Origin of the sequence: Bradyrhizobium sp. LA6.8, assembly GCF_040547935.1 — a bacterium.
Taxonomy (GTDB): Bacteria; Pseudomonadota; Alphaproteobacteria; order Rhizobiales; family Xanthobacteraceae; genus Bradyrhizobium; species Bradyrhizobium barranii.
This window is the reverse complement of record NZ_JBEPQQ010000002.1, coordinates 686842-706264: the sequence shown is the minus strand read 5'-3', so window position 1 is coordinate 706264 and position 19423 is coordinate 686842. Positions and strand designations below refer to the sequence as shown.

Below are 19423 nucleotides of genomic sequence, written 5' to 3'. Positions count from 1 at the left end.
CTAGCCCCGCTTGATGCGCGGGTCGATCGCGGCTTGCGCGATATCGACCAGCAGATTGAGGAAGACGAAGAACAGCGCGAGGATCAGGATCGTGCCCTGCAGCAGCGGCAGGTCACGCTGGAAGATCGCGGAGTTGAGCAGGAAGCCCGAGCCCGGCCAGGAGAACACGGTCTCGATCAGGATCGAGCCGCCGAGCATGTATCCCAGTTGAAGCCCCATCACCGCGAGCGCGGTGGGCGCGGCATTCTTGATGACGTGGCGAAACACGCCGGTTTCGTGCAGGCCTTTTGCACGCAGCGCCTCGACGAAGTCCTGACTGAGGATGTCACCGGTCAGTGCGCGCACGGTGCGGGTGACGATGCCCATCGGGATCACCGAGGTCGTGATCGCCGGCAGCACGAGATATTTCAGATGCGCCCAGTCCCAGGCCCAGGAGTTGGAGCCGTTCGGTCCGGCGCCGACCGCGGGCAGCCAGTTCAGCTGCACCGAGAAGATGATGACGAGCACCATGCCGAGCCAGTAATGCGGCACGGAGACGCCGGCGATAGCGAAGGAGGTCGCGACCTTGTCGATCCAGGTCTCGCGGAAATAGCCGGCGATCAGGCCGAGCAGGATGCCCATCGTAAAGCCGATGATGGCGGCCGCGATCGCGAGCGTGACGGTGTTGCTGACCGCGCGCATGACCTCGGCGAGCACCGGACGCCCCGTCGCGATGGAATTGCCGAGATCGCCGTGAAGGGCACGCAGCAGCCACAGCCCGAACTGCACCGGCAGCGGGCGGTCGAAGCCGTAGGCGGCGCGGAGCTGCGCCGCGAGCTCCTGCGAGGCGTCGGCCGGCAGCACGGCAACCAGCGGATCGCCCGGCGTGATGTGCACGAGCAGAAAGCACACCAGCGCCACGCTGATGACGATCGGAATGACATAGACGATGCGGCGAGCGATATAGGCGAGCACTGGTCTTCTTTCTTCCTTCTCCCCTTTGCGGGAGAAGGTGGCGCGCGATCAGCGCGCCGGATGAGGGGTATCTATCCGCAGATACAGCGTTATCGAATGAGAGAGAGGGTCGCTCGCGGAGAGAGACCCCTCACCCGGCTTCGCTGCCGCGAAGCCACCCTCTCCCACAAGGGGAGAGGGTGCACCGAGCGTGCGGCGCGAACTACTGCATCGACACCAGTGAGAAGTCGATGAACCAGCTCTTCGGCTGCACGACGCCCGTCACCTTCGGGCTGATGGCGCGGGGGCCAACGTCGTGGGCGACGTAGAGGAAGGCTGCATCGTCGACGGAGGCCGCGTGCAGCTCGGCGAGCGCAGCGTCGCGCGCGGCTGGATCAAACGTCTGCCGTGCCTTCTTCACCAGCTCGTCGAACTTGGGCTCGTGGATGAAGCCCCAATTGTTCGAGACCGGCGGCGCCATACCCGACTGGAGGAAGCGCACCAGCGCGAAGAACGGGTCCATCGCCGCATAGGTGACGTTGGTCGCGTTCGAGCCGTTGGCGCTGGGATCCTTGGCGCCGCGGCGCCAGTTGGTGAACAGCGTGTTCCACTCGATGACGTCGAGCTTCACGTCGAAATAGCATTCGGCGAGCGCCTGCTGGAGATATTCGTTCATCGGCAGCGGCTGCATCTGGCCGGAGCCCGACGCCGAGGTCTGGATCTTCACCGTCAGCTTCTTTGACGGACCGAAGCCGGCCTCCTGCATCAGCTTTTGCGCAGCGGCCTTGTCATACTTGATCTCGAAGCTCGGCTTGCCGCGCCAGGGATGGCCGGGCTCGAAGGTGCCGGTCGCCGGCACCATCAGGCCCGCGAGCAGGCCGTCCTTGAGACCCTCGCGATCGACGCAGAGATTGGCGGCCTTGCGGACGCGGATGTCGTTCCAGGGCGAGCCCTCGACGCGCGAGAACTGCCACGGCCAGACATGCGGCTGCTCGTTGGCGTAGAGCTTGAAACCGCGCTGCTTGAGCTCGGGCAACGCGTCGGGCGCCGGCGCCTCGACCCAATCGACCTGCCCCGAGAGCAGCGCCGCGGTGCGCGCGTTTGCTTCCGGCATCGGCAGGAGCACCATCTTGTCGACCTTGGGCACGCGCGCCTTGTCCCAATAAGCCGCATTCTTCACCAGCTCGAGCCGCTCGCGCGGCGTGAAGCTCGCCATCTTCCACGGGCCGGTGCCCGCGGCGTCCTTGGCGAACGCAGTCCACGCAGCCTGCGACTTCGCCTTGGCGTCGGCGCCTTCCGCCTTGTCGTAGAAATGCTGCCATTTCGCCGGGCTCGCCATGAACAGGTTGGTGAGGTTGATCGGCAGGAAGCTGTCGGGCTCCTTGGTGGTGAGCTCGACCGTCATGTCGTCGATCTTCTTCGCGGAGGCCAGCGTCGGCATGCGCGACGCGGTGACGCCGACCTGGCTGGCGTCGAACTGCGGCGCATCCTGCTTCAGTACCTTCTCGACGTTCCAGACCACGGCATCGGCATTGAACGGCGAGCCGTCATGGAAGGTGACGCCGGGGCGGAGCTTGAAGATCCACTTGGTCTTGTCGGCATCGTCGACCTTCCACTCGGTCGCAAGGCCCGGGATTACCACGCTCGCCTTGTCGGCCGAGGACAGGTCCCAGCCGGTGAGCGCGTCGTACATGGTGAGGCCGGTGAAGCGGTTGCCTTCAAAACCCTGATCGGGCTGGCCCAATGTGCGCGGAATATCGGCAGCGGTCATGCCGATGCGCAGCACGGTTTCGGCGCTTGCCACGCTCGGCCACGCGGCCGCAGTCGTCAGAGCCAGCGCAGCAATCAGCGCCGCGCGGGTGGTTGTCTTCATAAGCATCGTCTCAGTCCTCTTCCGGCTTTCAATGACTAATTTTGATGCAAACGTATGCAATGGCTATGCCAATGGGGAAACTTTTTCTGCAAATTGCCCCTGCGACGACAAGTCTGTGTGATCACGTGTCGGCAAAGGCACCGTCCTGCCTATTCTGGCATCAAGATTGCACGTTTGGCCCTGAAATCTCCTGGGAGCCTTGGGCCATGCGTATCCGACTATCGACCTGCCTCGCCGTGCTTGCGCTGGCGTTATCCGCGATCACGGCGCGCGCCGAAACGGTGGTGCGCTACGGCATCTCGATGGCGGACATCCCGCTGACGACGGGCCAGCCCGATCGGGGCGCCGGCGCCTATCAGTTCACGGCGTACACCATCTACGATCCGCTGGTCGCCTGGGAGATGGACGTCGCCGACCGCCCCGGCAAGCTGGTGCCCGGGCTCGCCACCGAATGGAAGGTGGATGATGCCGACAAGACCAAATGGCGGTTTGCTTTGCGCAAGGGCGTGAAGTTTCACGACGGCAGCGAGTTCAACGCCGATGCGGTGATCTGGAATCTGGACAAGGTGCTCAACGACAAGGCGCCGCAATTCGACAAGCGGCAGAGCGCGCAGGTGAAGACGCGCCTGCCTTCGGTCGCGAGCTACGCCAAGATCGACGATTTCACGGTGGAGATCACGACCAAGACGGTCGATTCCTTCTTTCCCTATCAGATGCTGTGGTTCCTGGTCTCGAGCCCGGCGCAGTACGAGAAGCTCGGCAAGGATTGGGACAAGTTCGCGAGCCAGCCCTCCGGCACCGGTCCGTTCAAATTGACCAAGCTCGTGCCGCGCGAGCTTGCGGAGCTCACGAAGAATCCGGACTACTGGAACAAGAAGCGCATTCCAAAGGCCGACAAGATCGTGCTGGTGCCGATGCCGGAAGCGCTGACGCGCACCAATGCGCTGCTCGCAGGGCAAGTGGACCTGATCGAGACGCCGGCGCCGGACGCCGTGCCGCAGCTGAAAGCCGCCGGCATGAAGATCGTCGACAATGTCACGCCGCATGTCTGGAACTATCACCTCAGCGTGCTGCCGGGCTCGCCCTGGACCGACATCCGCCTGCGCAAGGCGCTGAACCTCGCGATCAATCGTGACGAAGTCGTCGGCCTGATGAATGGGCTTGCAAAACCCGCCAAGGGCCAGGTCGACCCGTCGAGCCCGTGGTTCGGCAAACCGACCTTCGAGCTGAAATATGATCTGGCCGCGGCCAAGAAGCTGGTCGAAGAGGCCGGCTACTCCAAGGCGAAGCCGCTGAAGGCCACCTTCATCATCGCGCAGGGCGGCACCGGCCAGATGCTGTCGCTGCCGATGAACGAATTCCTGCAGCAGAGTTTCAAGGAGATCGGCATCGACATCGACTTCAAAGTGGTCGAGCTCGAGACATTATATACGCATTGGCGCAAGGGCGCGGCCGACGAGATGAACGCCGGCATCACCGCCAACAATATCGCCTATGTCACCTCGGACCCGCTCTACGCCATAGTCCGCTTCTTTGCCTCCGACCAGATCGCGCCGGTCGGCGTGAACTGGGGCGGCTACAAGAACCCTGAGGTCGATGCTCTGATCAACAAGGCCAAGCAGACGTTCGACACCGCCAAGCAGGACGATCTGATCGCGCAGGCGCACGCGCTGATCGTCGACGATGCCGTGCTGGTCTGGGTCGTCCACGACACCAACCCGCACGCGCTGTCGCCGAAGATCAAGCAGTTCGTGCAGGCGCAGCACTGGTTCCAGGATCTGACGACGATCGGGACGGAGTGAAGGCGGCAAACGCAGATGCCGTAGGGTGGGCAAAGCGGAAGCGTGCCCACCACTTCTACACGCGGAGTAAGATGGTGGGCACCGCGCTTGCGCGCCTTTGCCCACCCTACGGGAGTTGATGCTGGTGGCGAAGAGGAGACGGACGCTCGCGCGCCAAACACTGCTGTCGTCCCGGGGCGCGACGTAGTCGCGAGCCCGGGACCCATAACCACAGGGAGTGGTTTGGCGAAGACTCGGAGTTGCCGGCTTGCGCGCGTGCAGCACCAGCGATGCTCTCACACTCACACCGCTACTTCGTCAGCAGCGCATACGCCCCGGTCCATCCCTCCGCCGGCGGATTGATCTGGAATTCCTTGATCCGCGCCTCGTACAGCTTGAACAGCTTATCCAGCGTGTCGGCGTCCTCACTGCGGCGGCCGCGCTCGATCGCATCCAGCGCGCCCTGCCAGTCGCGGCCGCGGTAGCAGCCGAGCATCTCTATGGTGACGTTGCGCAGGCGCTGGAAGGCGCCCGAATGCATCACGTCCTCGCGGCCGGCGATGGCGTAGATCACCTCGGGCTCGGTCTTGCCCTTGACCATGATGAAGTCGAGCTCGAGGATCGCGAACTTGTCCTTGGCGGCGAGCGCGGTCCTGGAGCCGACGATGATGGGAAAGCCGTATTCCTTCGACTGGCCTTCCAGGCGCGAGGCGAGGTTCACGCTGTCGCCGAGCACCGAATAGTTCTTCTTCAGGTCGGAGCCCATGTTGCCGACGACGCCGATGCCGGTGTTGAGGCCGATGCCGACATTGAGCGGGATGTAGACATGACCGCCATCGGCGGCCTCCTGCTCGCGCTCCTTGTTGACCGCGTCGATCTGCTCCAGCATCTGGATCGCGGCCTCGCAGGCGTTGACCTCGTGCTCGGCATCGTCGAGCGGCGCGTTCCAGAACGCCATGATGGCGTCGCCCATGTACTTGTCGATGTAGCCCTTCTGATCGATGATGACGTCCGTCAGCGGCGTCAGGAAGCGGTTCATCAGCGCGATCAGGCCTTGCGGATCCTGCTTGTAGCTCTCCGAGATCGTGGTGAAGCCGCGCACGTCGGAGAACATGATCGTCATCTCGCGCTCCTCGCCGCCGAGCACCAGCTTTTCGGGCGACTGCGCGAGCTGCTCGACCAGGACGGGCGACATGTATTGCGCGAACATGCCGCGAATCTGCACGCGCTGACGCTGCTCGCGCACGAAGCTGGCGAAGATCAGTGTCAGATAGATCGCGGTGGTCGAGAGCAGCGGATAGGTGAAGTCGATGAGGTAGCGGTACTGCGCGTAGAAGAACCAGGATACGCCGACCAGGATGGCGGCGAACATGGCACCCGCGAGCCCGAGGCGCACCGGGCCGAGATTCGGCGTGAAGATGATGACGAGCAAGCCGATCACGAGCGCGGCGATCAGCTCGACGCCGAGCGCATAGTTCGGCTGGGAGATCACCGCGCCGCTGAGCACACTCTCCAGCACCTGGGCATGGATCTCGACACCCGGCATGGTCGATGACACCGGCGTGGTCTTGATGTCGTTCAGCCCGACCGCCGAGGTGCCGACCAGCACCAGCTTGCCGGCGATCTTGTTCGGCGGCACGGTGTTGTCGAGCACATCAGCGGCGGAGACGTAGATCGAGGGATCCTGGCGGGCATAATGCACCCAGAGCTGGCCGTTCTTGTCGGTCGGAATCTCCACGCCCTTGAGGCGCACGGCCCGCACACCGGTCTTGTCGGTCCGGACCAACAGCGTCGGCGTTGCCGTGACGACGCGCAAAATCTCGAGGCTGAGTGAGGGCATGATGTTGCCCTGGGCGCGCATGATCAACGGCACGCGGCGGATCAGGCCGTCGCGCTCGGTCTTGATCGAGAACAGGCCGCGGCCGGCCGCGACCTTCTCGATGACGGACACGTTACGCAACAGGCCGGGGAATTCGAACAGGAAACGTTCGGCATCCGCTTCGCCGACCGTCGCGACGCCGGTGAAGGGCAACGACTTGTCGATCTCGGACGAGATCGCCGGCTGCCCGGTTTCGCCCAGCACCACGTGCGAGCGCTTGATCGCGTCGGCGAGGATCTGGTCGTTGGTCGGGAGCTCGCGCAGCCTGGCGCGGGTGGCGTCGTCGAGATCGCGCATCTGGCTCGCGACCAGATCCGGGTTGAGCCGGTCGGCTTCGGAGAACACCATGTCGAAGCCGATCGTCACCGCGCCGTTACTGGTGAGGTTCTGGATCAGGTCCGCGATCCGCGTGCGCGGCCATGGCCACTGGCCGAGCTTGGCGAGGCTCTTGTCGTCGATGTCGACGATGGTGACCGGCCGCGCCGCCTTGTGGCGCGGATCGATCAACTGAAACATGTCGAAGGTACGCAGCCGCAATTCCTGGATCGGCGGCGGATCCCAGACACGAGCGCCGGCAAAGACGACCAGCAGCGCAAGGCACATCAGCCGCGCGAAGCCGAGCTTCCGCGCAAACCACCGCCGCAGGATCTTGAGACGCTTCATTTCAGTCGGACTTCCTGACCTGTATCGCGCTCGGCGCACCGATCATGGAGCGTCCGCGAGCGATTGGCTATTCCCCGGCGGTTGAGGATTATGGATTTTTTGCCGCGGTCAAGCTGCGAGCCGGCCGCCAGGAGGCCCGGGCGGCGATCAGGTGATGTGGAAGATGAAATCGCTGGCCTTCAGATTTGCCGCGATCACGTTCTTCAGCAGGATCGTCTCGTGGTTGTCCAGCGTGATCTGGGCGCCGCCCGATTGCGGAGCGATATTGACGTCGTCCAGCGAGCTGATGCTGCCGAACTGCCGCAGGTCGATCTTGTCGAGGCCAATCTCGAAATCGTCGACGCTGTGCTGGACCGTGGACTGCGACGACGTCGGCGCGAACACGAACTGGTCCTTGGCGCCGCCGCCGATGAGCGTGTCGCTCGACTCGGTGGCGAAGATCACGTCCTTGCCGTCGGTGCCCTCCAGGCGGACGCCCTGGCTGTTGGCGCCCTCGACGAAGATGAAGTTCACGGTGTCGGAATGGCCGGTCGAGTCGGCAACGGTCACCGTGATCTTGTCCGTTGCGGGCGGCTGCGGATACTGCTCGGTGCTGGCGCCTGTCGGGTCGTAGGTGATGCCGGCACCTTCTGCGAGGCCGGTGTTGATCTGCTCGAGCGAGCCCGTCGTCGGATAAACACTGACGCTGCTGGTATCCGGATGCGAGGTCGACACCGTGACGGTGAAAATGTCCGTCGCCGCGCCAGAATCGGTATCGGTGACCACCAGATCGGTGATGATATCGTTGCTGTTCTCGCGGATGTGCTCGACGTGGAAGCTCTCGGTATTGATGACTGGGCCGATAGCAGGCGTCACGCTCGTGCCGATGGTGGTGATGTCGTGCGAGATCGGCGTAGTGCCGCCGGTGCCCGTCGCCGTGAGATCGATCGTCGCCGTCGAACCAGCGGTGGTGATGGCGCCTGTATAGGTGTCGTCGAGAGCGTGGACGCCCAGCGCGCCAGGCTCGCCGCTGAATCCGTCGGCAGGCACAAACCGGATCAACGTAGCGGAGCTCAGCACGAGCGCATTCGCATCACCGACCGAGTCGACATCGACCCAGCAGCCGCCAACCTTGTACTGCCAGACGCCCTGGTCGGCGGTCGCGGCGTCCGACGTCACCGCGATGGCCTTGAAGGTCGCGCCAGCGTCGGCGTCATGGAACTTGTTCGTGAAGAGATCGCGGATCTTGCTGCCAGCCGGATCGCTGTCGTTGCCGGCGACGGCGGCCAGCGTCGCGCTGTCGAGCGTCGGCGCGTCGTTCTTGCCGGTGATCGTGATGGTGACGTCGGTCGTGGTGGTCTCGCCCCGGCCATCATCGAGCGTGATGGTGGACACGACCTTCGCCGTCTGGTCCTGGCCGAGGAAATCGAGCGCGTTGTCGGCGATCGAATAGTGCCAGGTGACGGTACCGTTGTTCTTGCCGGTCAGCTGATACGTCAGCGCGTTCTTCAACGCGGCGGTCTCGTCGGGCGTGAGCGACGCGGTGAGGTCGGTGGCGCCGTCGAGCCAGGTCACGTCCTGGTCGACCTTCGTCACCGTCGGCCGGTCGGTCAGGTCGATGTCCTTGAAGTCGATCGAGCCGGTCGCGGCCGGCGACGGGTCGATCGTCGAGGACGAACCGGTGGTATCAGGCTGCTCGGAGAAGCTTGCGGTCAGCTGCGCCACATCCGTGGTGGTGAATGTCGGCGCATCGTCGTCCGCATGGATCGTGATCAGCGTGTGGCCACCCTCATCACTGCCCGCGAAGTGCGCGTCGCGATAGTCTCCGACCAGGGTCAGGCTGATGCTCTTGCCATCGTCGCCGGTGACCGTCAGCACGCCGCCGCTCGCGGGGTGGTCGGCATCGGGGACATAGACCGCGCTGGTGCCGAGGCCCCACTTGATCATCGTCAGGTCGATCTTGTCGTTCGCGGACAGCTCCGCGATCGAGCCGCCGAAATCCTTCGTATCAATCTCCAGCTCGGCGCCGTCACCGGCAAGCGTGATCGTTTGCGATACCGCACCCTTGACCTCGAGCGTCGCGCCGGCATCGACGACGACCGCGCCCGTGGCCGAGCCCGACAGCGAGCCAAACAGTGTCAGCGTCCCGGTGTGAACCTCGATCGAGCCGGTGCCGGTGTTGGTGATGTCGCCCGTGATCGACGCAGTGCCCCAGCTGTCGATGTCGCCATAATTTTCGATGGTCAGCCCGGCCCCGGAAATCGAGGCCCCGTGCAGATCGATGTCGCCGTGGTTGACGATCGACGACGCGTCGCCGAACACGCCGCTGCCGGCGACCGTCCAGGTGCCGCCTGCGTTGTTATTGAACGTGGCGGTGGCGACCGAGATGTTGCCGTTGATGTGGCCGGCGTTGTTGATCGTGATCTCGCCGCCAGTCTCGACGATCGCATAGGTCGATGAGGTCACACTGCCGGCATCGGCTGGCCCGATGGTGCCGGAGTTGATGATCGTCGCAGTGCCGGTGCCGTTCTCCTGGATGGAGATCGCAGCGACGCCATCGGCGCCGACCACGGAGCCGGTGTTGGTGATGTGCGTCGAGCCGGTCGCGCCCGCATCGTCCTGGTCGACATTGATGCCGAACGAGGTCGTGCCGGTGATGTGCCCGTTGTTGGTGACGGTGACTGCGCCGTTGCCATGGGAGACGATGTCGAGACCGACCGCGCCGGAAACGCCGCCGCCGATCGTCGCCGTGATATCGCCCGCGCCGTTCGCACCGTCATGCAGCACGATGCCGTTGCCGGTCTGGCCCGTGACATCACCGGCCGTCGTCAGCGAGATGTCGCCGATGCCGTTCTGAGTGACGACGATGCCGTTGGTCGCGCCGGTCAGCGTACCGCTCGGGGTCAGTACGATGTTGCCACGATGGCCGATCGTCCCCCCCGAAGCGGTGAAGTCGAGCGCGTCGCCCTTGCCCGAATTGATGTCGGCACCGCCGGTGACCGTGAAAGTACCGCCGGTCGTCGCCTGACCGGTGATGGTGCCGGTAAAGGCATGGCTCGTCTTGTCGATCTCGAGCGTATTGGTGCCGCCGGCGAAGGTGACGGTCTGCGCGTCCGCACCACCGAGCTCCAGCGTCGTGTTATCGTCGATGATCAGCGTGCCCGCGCCGGTGATGCCGCCGGACAGGTTGAGCGTGCCGCTCTGGATCTCGATGGTGCCGGTGTTGGTGACGCCGCCCGTGATCGTGTTGGTGCCGGCGACGCCGTAGAGATTGCCGGCATTGGTCACGCTGCCGCCGTTGATCGAGACGTCGGTCAGATAGAGCTTCGAGGTGCCGTCGACCGAGATCATGCCGCCGGCGTTGGCGATGGTGGCGGTCGTGAGCTTCAGCGTGCCGCCAATCACTGCCTCGATCAGACCGTGATTGATGATGGCGTGAAGGATGCCGGGATCGATCGTCAGCGTGCCGCTGGTGACCGAGATCGTGCCGGTGTTGCCGACGTCGGCGTTGTCGACGGCGCTCGCGCCGGTCGATTCCAGCGTGCCGGCGATGGTGAGCGTGCCCCCGGCCAGGCTCGCACCGTTCAACGTCAGCGTCTTGCTCGCATCGACATTAACGGTGCCGTGATTGACGATCGCGGTGCCCGAAACGGTCGCGTCGTCCAGCGTCAGCGTGACGCCGCTCTCGACCGTCACCGCGCTGATGCTGAGCGTGGCGGCGCTGTCGACCTTGCTGGCGCCGGTGACGTCGATCGTGCCGGCGCCCTTGATGGCGCCGCCGCTGATCGTGGCGTCGTCCAGCGTCAGCACCGCATTGCCGTCGACGATGACATTGCCGCTCGAATTGTCGACGGTCGAGCCCTGATCGATCGCGAGCGCGCCGTTGGCGAGCACTTCGATGATGCCGGCATTGGTGACGGTCTCATCGCTGAGCGCATTGCGCGCACCGCTCACCTTGAAGACGGTATTGTTTTTCAGAATGCCGCTGCTCAGGACGGCATCGCCGGTCAGATCAATCTCACCGTTGTTGGTAATCGTGCCGGCGCCGCGAATGCCGGCGTTGAGGACGGGGCCCCCCTCGTCATCACCGCCACCAGTGTCGATCACCGCACCAGCTCCGCCGATGGTCGCATTGCTGACGATCAGCTTGCCGCTGGCGTCGACCGTGATCTGGCCGGCATTGGTAACCCTGGAGCCCTGATGGATCGTCAGCCAGCCGTTGGCCAGCACCTCGATCACACCGGTCGCGGTGTTGGACACGGTCTCGTGGGCGAACTCGACCGTGCCCTTGACGTTGACTGTGCCGGAATTGTTCAGCGTGCCGCTCTCGATCAGGCTGGTGCCGTCGAGCTCCAGCGTGCCCAAAATGCTGACGGTGCCGCCATCGACCGTCGCGGTGTCGACGATCAGCGTCGAGCCGGCATCGGCCCTCAGCAAGCCGCCGGCATTGTGGATCGTGGCGAGCGTCTTCAGCGTGCCGCCGGACAGCTCGATCGTCCCGGAATTGGTGATCTTCGTGCCGCTGGCGAAATCGCCGCCGCCCGCGAGCGTCAGATAGCCGGCGTTGGTGAGCACGCTCGTGCCCAGAATCTCGGCCTTGCCGCCGACCGACATCGTTCCGGTCGCGGCGGTCGTGAGGATCGAATCAGCGCCCATGTTGAGCGCGCCTGATATCGTCAGCGAGCTCTGGACGATCACCTTCGGCGGCGGGCCACCGAAATCGTTCATCGTCAGTGACTTGGCGTAGGCCGCAGTGTCGATCGTCACCGGATAGGACGGCGTCAGGCCGTGCAGCTGATCGGTGATGACGATGACATCGTCATTGATGGTCGGGACCGTGCCGGTTGCCCAGTTCGCCGCGTCCTTCCAGAAGCCGCCGGAGGGAGCGCCGGCCTTGTCGGTCGCGATCCACACCACCGCGGGCGCATCGGTGCCGGTGATCGTGACGGTGATGGTCTGCTTCGAGGTCGCGCCTTGCGAATCCGTCAGCGTCACGGTGTAGACCAGCGTCAGGACCTCACCTTTCGGGATGAAGTCGGCGAGATAGACCGGCAGATCGGCCAGCGACCAGTTGATGGTGCCGGTGCCGTCTCCGGTGCTGTCGGCGCCCGCCGCGATCGCGACCGACATCGCGCTCTGGAACGCCGCGAGCGGGCCCGGCGGAACGGTGCCATCAGGCAGGGTCGCGCTGGTCAGCGCCACCGACACCGTATGCTTGTCGGTGAGATCGACGTCGCCGAAGTTCAGCGTGCCCGTCGTCGGCACATCGCTGGTGAGCGGGCCACCCGGCACGCTGGTGCCGCCTTCAAAGATGATGACCGGAACGCTGGTGGTGATCACCGGCTTGTCGTTGGTGCCGGTGATCGTGATCGTGATGGGGATGAAAGCGGTCTCGGGGCTGACCGAGAAATTGTTGTCGACGCGGACCATGTAGGTCAGCGTCAACGTTTCGCCGGCCGCGAGGAAGTCGAAGACGTGGTCGGGGATCGTGTAGGTCCAGACCGCCGAGCCGTTGTTGTTGTTGCCGCCGTCGGCGACGACGTTGATCTGGATCTGCGTCGCCGCGATGTCCTGCTTCTGGAGCGCGGTGAGCGAGCCGGTGACGTCCTGGCCGGCACTCTTGTAGACGTAGTTCGGCGCATCGGCGAGACTCACGCTCACCGTCGGCCGATCGCCCAGGTTCTGGTCGACGAAGGTGATCCGGCCGGAGATCGTGTCGGAATGCATCGTGTCGCCGGTCGTGTCCGCGCGCTCGGTCAGCGCGAACGCCGTCTTCACATTGCCGTTGAGATCAAGGCTTTGAGACAGAGGCTTGCCGGGGTAACGGTTGAAAGGCGTCGTGTGATCGCTGGGCCCCTGCGGTCCCTGCTGACCGAGGTTGGTGAAGAGCGCGGTCGCGATGTAGCCGGCCGGCGTCTTGATCACCAGGCCGTCGCTGGTCTGCGTGATCGTGTCGGTGAAGTTCGTGGTCAGCTTGGTGTTGGTGTTGTTGTCGGTGAACTTCAGCGTGAACACGTCCGTGATCAGCTTCTGGACGTCCGGCGACAGCAGCCCGTTGGTGATCGAGACGTTGCCGCCGCTGATCTGGATCATCTGGCCGGCCTGGTTGACCGTCGCGATCGGCAGCAGCGTGACCTTGTCGAACAGGATGTAGGAGCCGGTCGTGCCGTTAGGCTCGACCAGCACCTGGAAGCTCGCCTGCGGCTGCGGATCGCCGCCGCCGGCGGGAACGACGAAGTTGATCTGGGTCAGCACCGCCGTGCCGCGGATGCCCATGGTGGCAACCGGCGTGTCGATCTTCATGTCGCCGTGCTTGGCGGTCTCGCCGGCGACGAAGGTGATGGTGCCCGCAACCAGGCTCAGCAGCGAGGAATTGCTCGATCCGTTGGGGTCGTAGACCATCTCGTTCAGCACCATCCGCGCATTGGAGGACAGGCCGAACACGGTGCCGTCGATGAAGGTGATGCCGAGCGTCGAATCCGCGCCGGTCGAGACCACATCGCCCTTCTCGACGTTGTCGCCGTTGTTCAGCGTGACCGAGACGCCGTTGCGGACCGCGGTCGCGCTGCCGGAGAGTTTTGTGACGTGGCCGATGACCTGCGCGGCGGCGATGCCGGGCGCGGCCTGCGCATATTGCACATGGCCCGTGAGCGCGTTGACGACGTCGCCGGTGAGATGGGCGCCATCGGGCGAGGCGATCGCTGCGCGCTTGTCGCCCTTGAAATAATCGTGAACGACGAACTCGTGCCCCTCGTGGGACAGCACGAGGTCGAAACCTGCGCGCTTGAACTCGCCATTGAAGATCAGGTTAGCATCGGGAACAACGAACGTGCCGTCGGGCACGTGACCGTGCGCCGTCGCGACAAAAGGCTTGGCGATAAAAGTCTTGGCCGTAAAGGAATCGACATGAACGTCCGCGGCCGAGCGGGAACCCTCGCCATCAAGGGGAATCGTGGCGTCAAATTTGCCAGCGTAATTCAACCGGGGGGCACCGCAAAAAGAGTTAAAATCTAAGTAAGTAACGACCGCCTAAGCTTGAATAGCATTACCAAGTCCTTAGCGAAACCATCTATTGCTTGTGTGATTCCCATCACTTGGCTGGAGGAGTCTCCAATAGCGGCGCCTTCACAGAGAAGCCGAAGTAATTCTTTAAATATTCCGAGGTCGGTTTTCGGCTTATTTTCACGCATTCCCAGTCATCCAAAGTAATCAGCCACCCATATCGAACGACGGATACTTGTGTCATCTTTTGTTCGTAGTTCCCCGCAGCATCCTGCGGCAAATACGGGGCAGAATCTGTGACCCAACTAACAGAACCCGTGAAATAGCGGGCTGTTAGCCATAAGCGGTAGAATCAGCCCTCCCGCAACTTCTCCCTGCAATTGGTTCCATTTCGCGGCGACGGAGCCCTCCTAGCCGGCGAATCGTAAAATTTTACGCAATTTGCACAGGCCCGTTTCAGCCTGTCCCACGGTTTTGGGACCCCTGCCGGGCGCGTTAAGCAGAACAGAACGGCCCGTCTCGCACTATCTCCGCGAAAGCAACAAAGCCCGGCACGTACAGGTCGAGGGGGACCTGGCGAAGCCGGAAGGGGATGTCAGATGGAGACCGCTGCTCGCTCGCGCGCCTGGCGCGCTGTCCTTGTGCTGTGCGGATTGATCCTGCTCGGATCGGCCGCCGAGCTCCGCGCCGGCACGCTGCTGTCGCCTGGAGCCGGCGTCCTCGTGCGCAAATCCGCCGAGCCGTTCGGCGTGTTCGCCTTCGCCATCTCGTCCGGCAGCCTCCAGCAGAAATGGTTCGCGCTGAAGCAGAAGCTCGACGACGACATGGTGCAGCTCGCGCTGTGCGACGGCGACCGGGACAATTGCGCGTCGCCGGCGGCGCTCAAACTGATCACCATCGTCGACCAGGCCCGCAGCCGTGACGGCCGCGCGAAGCTGGGCGAGACCAATCGCGCCATCAATCTTGCCATCCGGGCCGCCAATGACGGCGCCGACGACGTCTGGAGCTCGCCGCTCGCGACCTTCGCGCGGGGCGCTGGCGATTGTGAAGACTATGCCATCGCCAAGCTGGCCGCGCTGCGGCTCGCCGGCGTTGCCAATGAGGACCTCCGCATCGTCGTGGTGCGTGATGTCAGGGCCGGCGAAGAGCATGCGGTCGCCGCAGCAAGGCTCGACGGCCACTGGCTGATGCTCGACAACCGCCGCATGGCGATGGTCGAGGACGACGCTGCGCAGACCTACCAGCCGCTGTTCGTGCTCTACCAGTCCGCCGTGATGAAATATGTCGACGAACCCGTGCGGTTGTCGATGGCCGCACCCGAGGCGCACTGACGAAGAAGATGTTCACCGCGTGCGTCGCCGCCAACCGCTCGGGGTCTCGCCGGTCAGCTTCCTGAATGCCGCAGCGAAGGCGGTCTGCGAGGAATAACCAAGCGCGGCTGCGATCGACACGATCGAGTCGTCGGTGTCGCGCAGCATGTTCATGGCCTGCTCGAGCTGGTGCTGGCGTAGCCAGGCATACGGCGACAGCCCGGTGCTTCCCTTGAAGGCGCGGCAGAAATGGAAGCGCGAAAGGCCGGCATCGGATGCCAGCGCCGCGAGCGAGACGTCCGCATTGCTGTCCGAACGCAAGCGTTCGATGGCGCGACACAGCACCTTGGGCGACAACCCGCCGGTGACCGGTTGGACCGTTACAGGCGAACCTGCGTGGGCAACCAGCAGGCGCGTCGCCAGAAGATCAGTCATCTGATGCCTGAACAGGGCATCCAAGGCCGCGCTGCCTTCCAGCACATCCGCAGCACTCAGGAGCAATCGGGATGTAACGGGGTCGGGATGGACCGTTCGCTCCACGAGATCACCAGGAGCGGCCACGTCGGCTTCGTGGGCAACGCGCTGGAGCGTTGCGTGCGGCAGGTAGAGCTGAACGACATTCAGAGGTTGGTAAATGTCCCATCGTGAGCTCGAACCGGCCGGAATGACTGTCACGGTCCCGGGACGCGTCATTCCATTCACAAATGCTTTCCCGTTACGGCGCTCGAACCGCACCGACCCGGCGGGGAACGTCATGATGACGTGATCGTCCATGGGCTTGACGACGTCGTGCAGCGGATCATGCTTCCAAAATGTGATCGCGCCGCAGGACGATGATGCCATTTGAACGGGCTTCGTCTTGAGTACGCGCGTCATTTCCGCATCGGGACACTCGCCGATCGGCAACTGGGAAGTGTCTGGATTCTGCGAAATATCTCGCAAGCGAGGTTTGCTCATGGACCTGTTCTCGCCGTTGAGAGGGTCTGGTTTGAGCGTTCGAGGCGTTCTCAGGAATACGGATCTGGGGTCTCTTCCCAAAGTGACCCTGCTGCAAGTTTAGACGAAACGCGCGTTCAGATCGACCTGCATTCTCGGATAGTGCGGGACCATGGTGCCGCAGGGCAAGGTTTCGCAGGTTCCGCGGCAGCTCGGCCAATGACCAGCTGGTTTATGTTCTTCCGCTTTTGGCCCGAAGGCGAAGTGCCGCGATGTCCGCTCCCGCGCCGCCGTTGGGAGAGAAGCAGACATCAGGTGGCCGACTCGCAGCAACCGACTTCATGAGTACGCACCCTAACCACTAGCACCGGCCCCGGATTACGCGGAGCCTGTCATCGGGCGGCGCTTTGCGCCGACCCGTTGGCTCCATCCGGGCTACGGATCTCGCGTAAACCGTCACGCCACAAAGCCGTTTCGCCGCGCGATCCGGGGCGCTAGCATGGCGCCTTTGCGGGGGCGACTGGAATGCGGTTCATCGTGCTGTCTGTGCTTGCGCTGCTGGTATTGCCGGCGGCACCAGGCTCCGCGCAATCGGGCCCGTCCGACCGCTCCATCGCCGACAGGCTGCCGCTGTTTGCCCGAAACAACTGCCAGCAGATCCGCGATCCCGGCAATCAATTGATCTGCGGTGACGCCGAGCTGGCCGCCGCCGCCGAGAAGCTCGGCACGGCGATCGAGGCGCGGCTCGCCCGCCTGCCCGATCGCCTGCCCGCGATCGAGGAGAATGCGATCTGGATCCGACAGCGCAACCTCGGCTGCGGCATCGTCGGCCAGACCGCGATCCGCGCCGACGATTTCGACCGCGTGAAGGCGTGCCTTCTCAAGGTCACCGAAGAGCGCGCCGCAATCGTGCGTGATCCCGATTTCGACTGTCTCGCGGCCAACACGGCCGCGGGCGCACTGATCTGCGCGGACCCGTCGCTGGCGCTCACCGAAACCGAGCTCAACAGCCAGGTGCTGGGCCTGATCGGCAGGCTGGACCCGACCGCGGCCCGCTTTGCCTTCGCCGAATACGGCCGATGGACGAGGGAGCGCGATCGCAAGTGCAATCTCGTCGGCAAGGAGAACGTGCCGCTTGCCGAGCTTTCGTCCGCGGAAGATTGTCTCGCCGAGCATCTGAAGCGCAAGACCGAGGAGATCGCCGCCGCCAAGGGCGATCCGAAGAAAGTCTTCGGCCGGCAGGTCGCGGCCCGCTCGCCCGACACCGATGCCGTCGATTTCTGCGCCGCGCGGATTCACGCCGCCAATTCGTGCGGCAATTTCCTCCGCATCAACCGCGTCTACGCGCTCGACAGCCAGGTGACCGACCAGGAGGCGCAGGTCACGGGCGAGATCGAGATGGTCGTGCTGGCGCCCTTCACCATGTGCAGCAAGGTCGCTTCCACCTGCACCGGCACCTGCTGGGACCCCAGGGCGGGCCGCCCACAGCCCGGCGTCGGCAGCAAGGAGCGATCCGGCGAGGCCTTCAACGTCACGCGCCGCCTGAGAATCCAGCGGACCTTCGCCTTCGTGAAAGCCGCCGACGGCTGGCGCTGCCGGGAAGACGAGCTGGCGCCGGTGAATTCGGGCACTGCGGGCGGGGGATCGTAGGTTCTCCCCGTGGCGTGCTTTCTTCCTTCTCCCCTTGTGGGAGAAGGTGGCGCGCACATCGTGCGCGCCGGATGAGGGGTTCTCTCCGCTCGCACGACCATTCATGAGGATAGAGACCCCTCACCCGGCTTCGCTCACGCGAAGCCACCCTCTCCCACAAGGGGAGAGGGTGCACCGTCAGCGCCGCAAGAGCGAAGCCATCAAAACATCAGATTGTCCTTCACCAGCACCCAGCGGCCGTTCTTCACCTGCTGCACCTGGGTGACGGTGGTGGCGAGATGGTTGGTCTTCGAGAACACCGTCGGCGGAGAACTAAAGATATCCTGGAACTTGTCGCCGGACTCCAGCGCGTCGAGCATCTTCTGGCCAGTGAGATCCTTGCCAGCCTTGTTGGCATAATGCGCGAACGTCATCACCGCATTGTAGCCGATGATCGCCTGGGTGTTGGCGTCGGCGTTGAACATCTTCTTGTAATTGACGAGCCAGTCCTTCACCTTTCCCTTCGCAGTGTCTTCGTAGGGAATTTCGAAGTTCGAGGCGGAATACAAGCCTTCCACCACTTCCTTGCCGAGCGCCGGCACTTCGAGCACGTTAACGGGCGTGGCGCCGAGGAAGGTGACGTCCCATCCGAGCTTCTTCGCTTCACCCATCGTGCCGATCGGCTCACGGAGGACCGCGCCGAGCACGACGAGGTCGCAACCGTCGGACTTCATCTTGGCGACCTGCGCGCTGAAATCGGAGGCGCCGCGCTTGTAGCTCGTGATCGAGGCCGGCTGCAGCTTCATGGCGGTGAGCTGCTGGTTGAAGCCGTCGAGCACGTTTTTGCCGTACTCGTCGTCCTGATGCAGGATGCACGGCTTCTTGAAATTCTTTGCCTCTATCATGTATTTGAGCGCTGCGCGCGTGCTCTCGACATAGGGCAGGAGGTTGTTGAACTTCAGCCGCTCCTGCGGCTTGGCCGGATCGAACTTGAAGGTGAACTCGGCCGCCGTCAGCGGGAAGAGCTGAAGCACGCCGGCGTCGAGCAAGATATCCTGCGCAGCGAGCACGGTCGGCGATCCCATTGGTCCCACCATCGCGAAAATCTTGTCGCGCTCGATCAGCTTTTGCGAAGCCAGCACCGCTTTCTTCGGATCGTAGCCCGAGTCCTCGACGACCAGCTTGATCTTGCGGCCCTGGACACCGCCCGCCGCGTTGATCTCCTCGACCGCCATCTTCATGCCGTTCGAGACCGGCACGCCCCAGCCCTTGATCGGCCCCGACAGGTCCTGATGGGTGCCGATGACGATCTCGGATGCCGAGATGCCTTCGTTGGTGACCTTGGTTTGTGCCGCGGCCGGCAGACAGGTGAGCACCACGGCACTCACAGCAAGGCCGAACGTGCTGAACGATTTCGACATTGACGTCTCCTCTCCTT

At 63.9% G+C, this 19423-nt stretch carries 9 protein-coding genes; 3 read left to right on the top strand and 6 right to left on the bottom strand.

Annotation, left to right across the window (positions count from 1 at the left end; all coding sequences use genetic code 11):
* Positions 1-954, bottom strand: coding sequence for an ABC transporter permease (locus ABIA90_RS10380; protein ID WP_014498430.1), 954 nt, complete (start codon positions 952-954; stop codon positions 1-3).
* 202 nt (positions 955-1156) lie between these two features.
* Positions 1157-2812, bottom strand: a complete 1656-nt coding sequence (locus ABIA90_RS10375; protein WP_354118744.1) for an ABC transporter substrate-binding protein — start codon at positions 2810-2812, stop codon at positions 1157-1159.
* A 200-nt stretch (positions 2813-3012) separates the two neighbouring features.
* Between ABIA90_RS10375 and ABIA90_RS10370 the strand changes: the two genes are divergently transcribed.
* Complete coding sequence (locus ABIA90_RS10370; RefSeq protein WP_354118743.1) at positions 3013-4608, top strand: ABC transporter substrate-binding protein; 1596 nt, start codon at positions 3013-3015, stop codon at positions 4606-4608.
* A 289-nt stretch (positions 4609-4897) separates the two neighbouring features.
* Here the strand turns inward: ABIA90_RS10370 and ABIA90_RS10365 are convergent, their stop codons facing one another.
* Positions 4898-7129 (bottom strand): CHASE2 domain-containing protein, encoded by a 2232-nt coding sequence (locus ABIA90_RS10365; RefSeq protein ID WP_354118742.1) that lies wholly within the window; start codon positions 7127-7129, stop codon positions 4898-4900.
* A 147-nt stretch (positions 7130-7276) separates the two neighbouring features.
* On the bottom strand, positions 7277-14089 hold the full coding sequence (locus ABIA90_RS10360) for a FecR domain-containing protein (RefSeq protein WP_354118741.1): 6813 nt from the start codon (positions 14087-14089) through the stop codon (positions 7277-7279).
* 620 nt (positions 14090-14709) lie between these two features.
* Between ABIA90_RS10360 and ABIA90_RS10355 the strand changes: the two genes are divergently transcribed.
* Positions 14710-15441, top strand: coding sequence for a transglutaminase-like cysteine peptidase (locus tag ABIA90_RS10355; RefSeq protein ID WP_354113424.1), 732 nt, complete (start codon positions 14710-14712; stop codon positions 15439-15441).
* Between the two features lie 12 nt (positions 15442-15453).
* On the opposite strand, the gene ABIA90_RS10350 is transcribed toward ABIA90_RS10355, so the two are convergent.
* The gene (locus ABIA90_RS10350; protein ID WP_354118740.1) at positions 15454-16377 is read right to left on the bottom strand and encodes a helix-turn-helix domain-containing protein; all 924 of its coding nucleotides are present in this window, start codon (positions 16375-16377) and stop codon (positions 15454-15456) included.
* A 504-nt stretch (positions 16378-16881) separates the two neighbouring features.
* Between ABIA90_RS10350 and ABIA90_RS10345 the strand changes: the two genes are divergently transcribed.
* Positions 16882-18006 carry a lysozyme inhibitor LprI family protein gene (locus ABIA90_RS10345; RefSeq protein ID WP_354118739.1) on the top strand — a complete coding sequence of 375 codons (1125 nt, stop codon included), beginning with the start codon at positions 16882-16884 and terminating at the stop codon, positions 18004-18006.
* Between the two features lie 200 nt (positions 18007-18206).
* Here ABIA90_RS10345 and ABIA90_RS10340 read toward each other — a convergent pair whose 3' ends face one another.
* Positions 18207-19406: an ABC transporter substrate-binding protein gene (locus ABIA90_RS10340; RefSeq protein ID WP_354118738.1), complete on the bottom strand. Its 1200-nt coding sequence runs from the start codon at positions 19404-19406 to the stop codon at positions 18207-18209.
* Positions 19407-19423: the final 17 nt, after the last annotated feature.

Excerpts from the sequence above, each read along its gene's own strand:
- ABIA90_RS10375 (WP_354118744.1), bottom strand. The coding sequence starts at position 2,812 with ATGCTTATGAAGACAACCACCCGCGCGGCGCTGATTGCTGCGCTGGCT.
- ABIA90_RS10365 (WP_354118742.1), bottom strand. The coding sequence starts at position 7,129 with ATGAAGCGTCTCAAGATCCTGCGGCGGTGGTTTGCGCGGAAGCTCGGC.
- ABIA90_RS10350 (WP_354118740.1), bottom strand. The coding sequence starts at position 16,377 with ATGAGCAAACCTCGCTTGCGAGATATTTCGCAGAATCCAGACACTTCC.
- ABIA90_RS10345 (WP_354118739.1), top strand. The coding sequence starts at position 16,882 with ATGCGGTTCATCGTGCTGTCTGTGCTTGCGCTGCTGGTATTGCCGGCG.
- ABIA90_RS10355 (WP_354113424.1), top strand. The coding sequence starts at position 14,710 with ATGGAGACCGCTGCTCGCTCGCGCGCCTGGCGCGCTGTCCTTGTGCTG.
- ABIA90_RS10340 (WP_354118738.1), bottom strand. The coding sequence starts at position 19,406 with ATGTCGAAATCGTTCAGCACGTTCGGCCTTGCTGTGAGTGCCGTGGTG.
- ABIA90_RS10370 (WP_354118743.1), top strand. The coding sequence starts at position 3,013 with ATGCGTATCCGACTATCGACCTGCCTCGCCGTGCTTGCGCTGGCGTTA.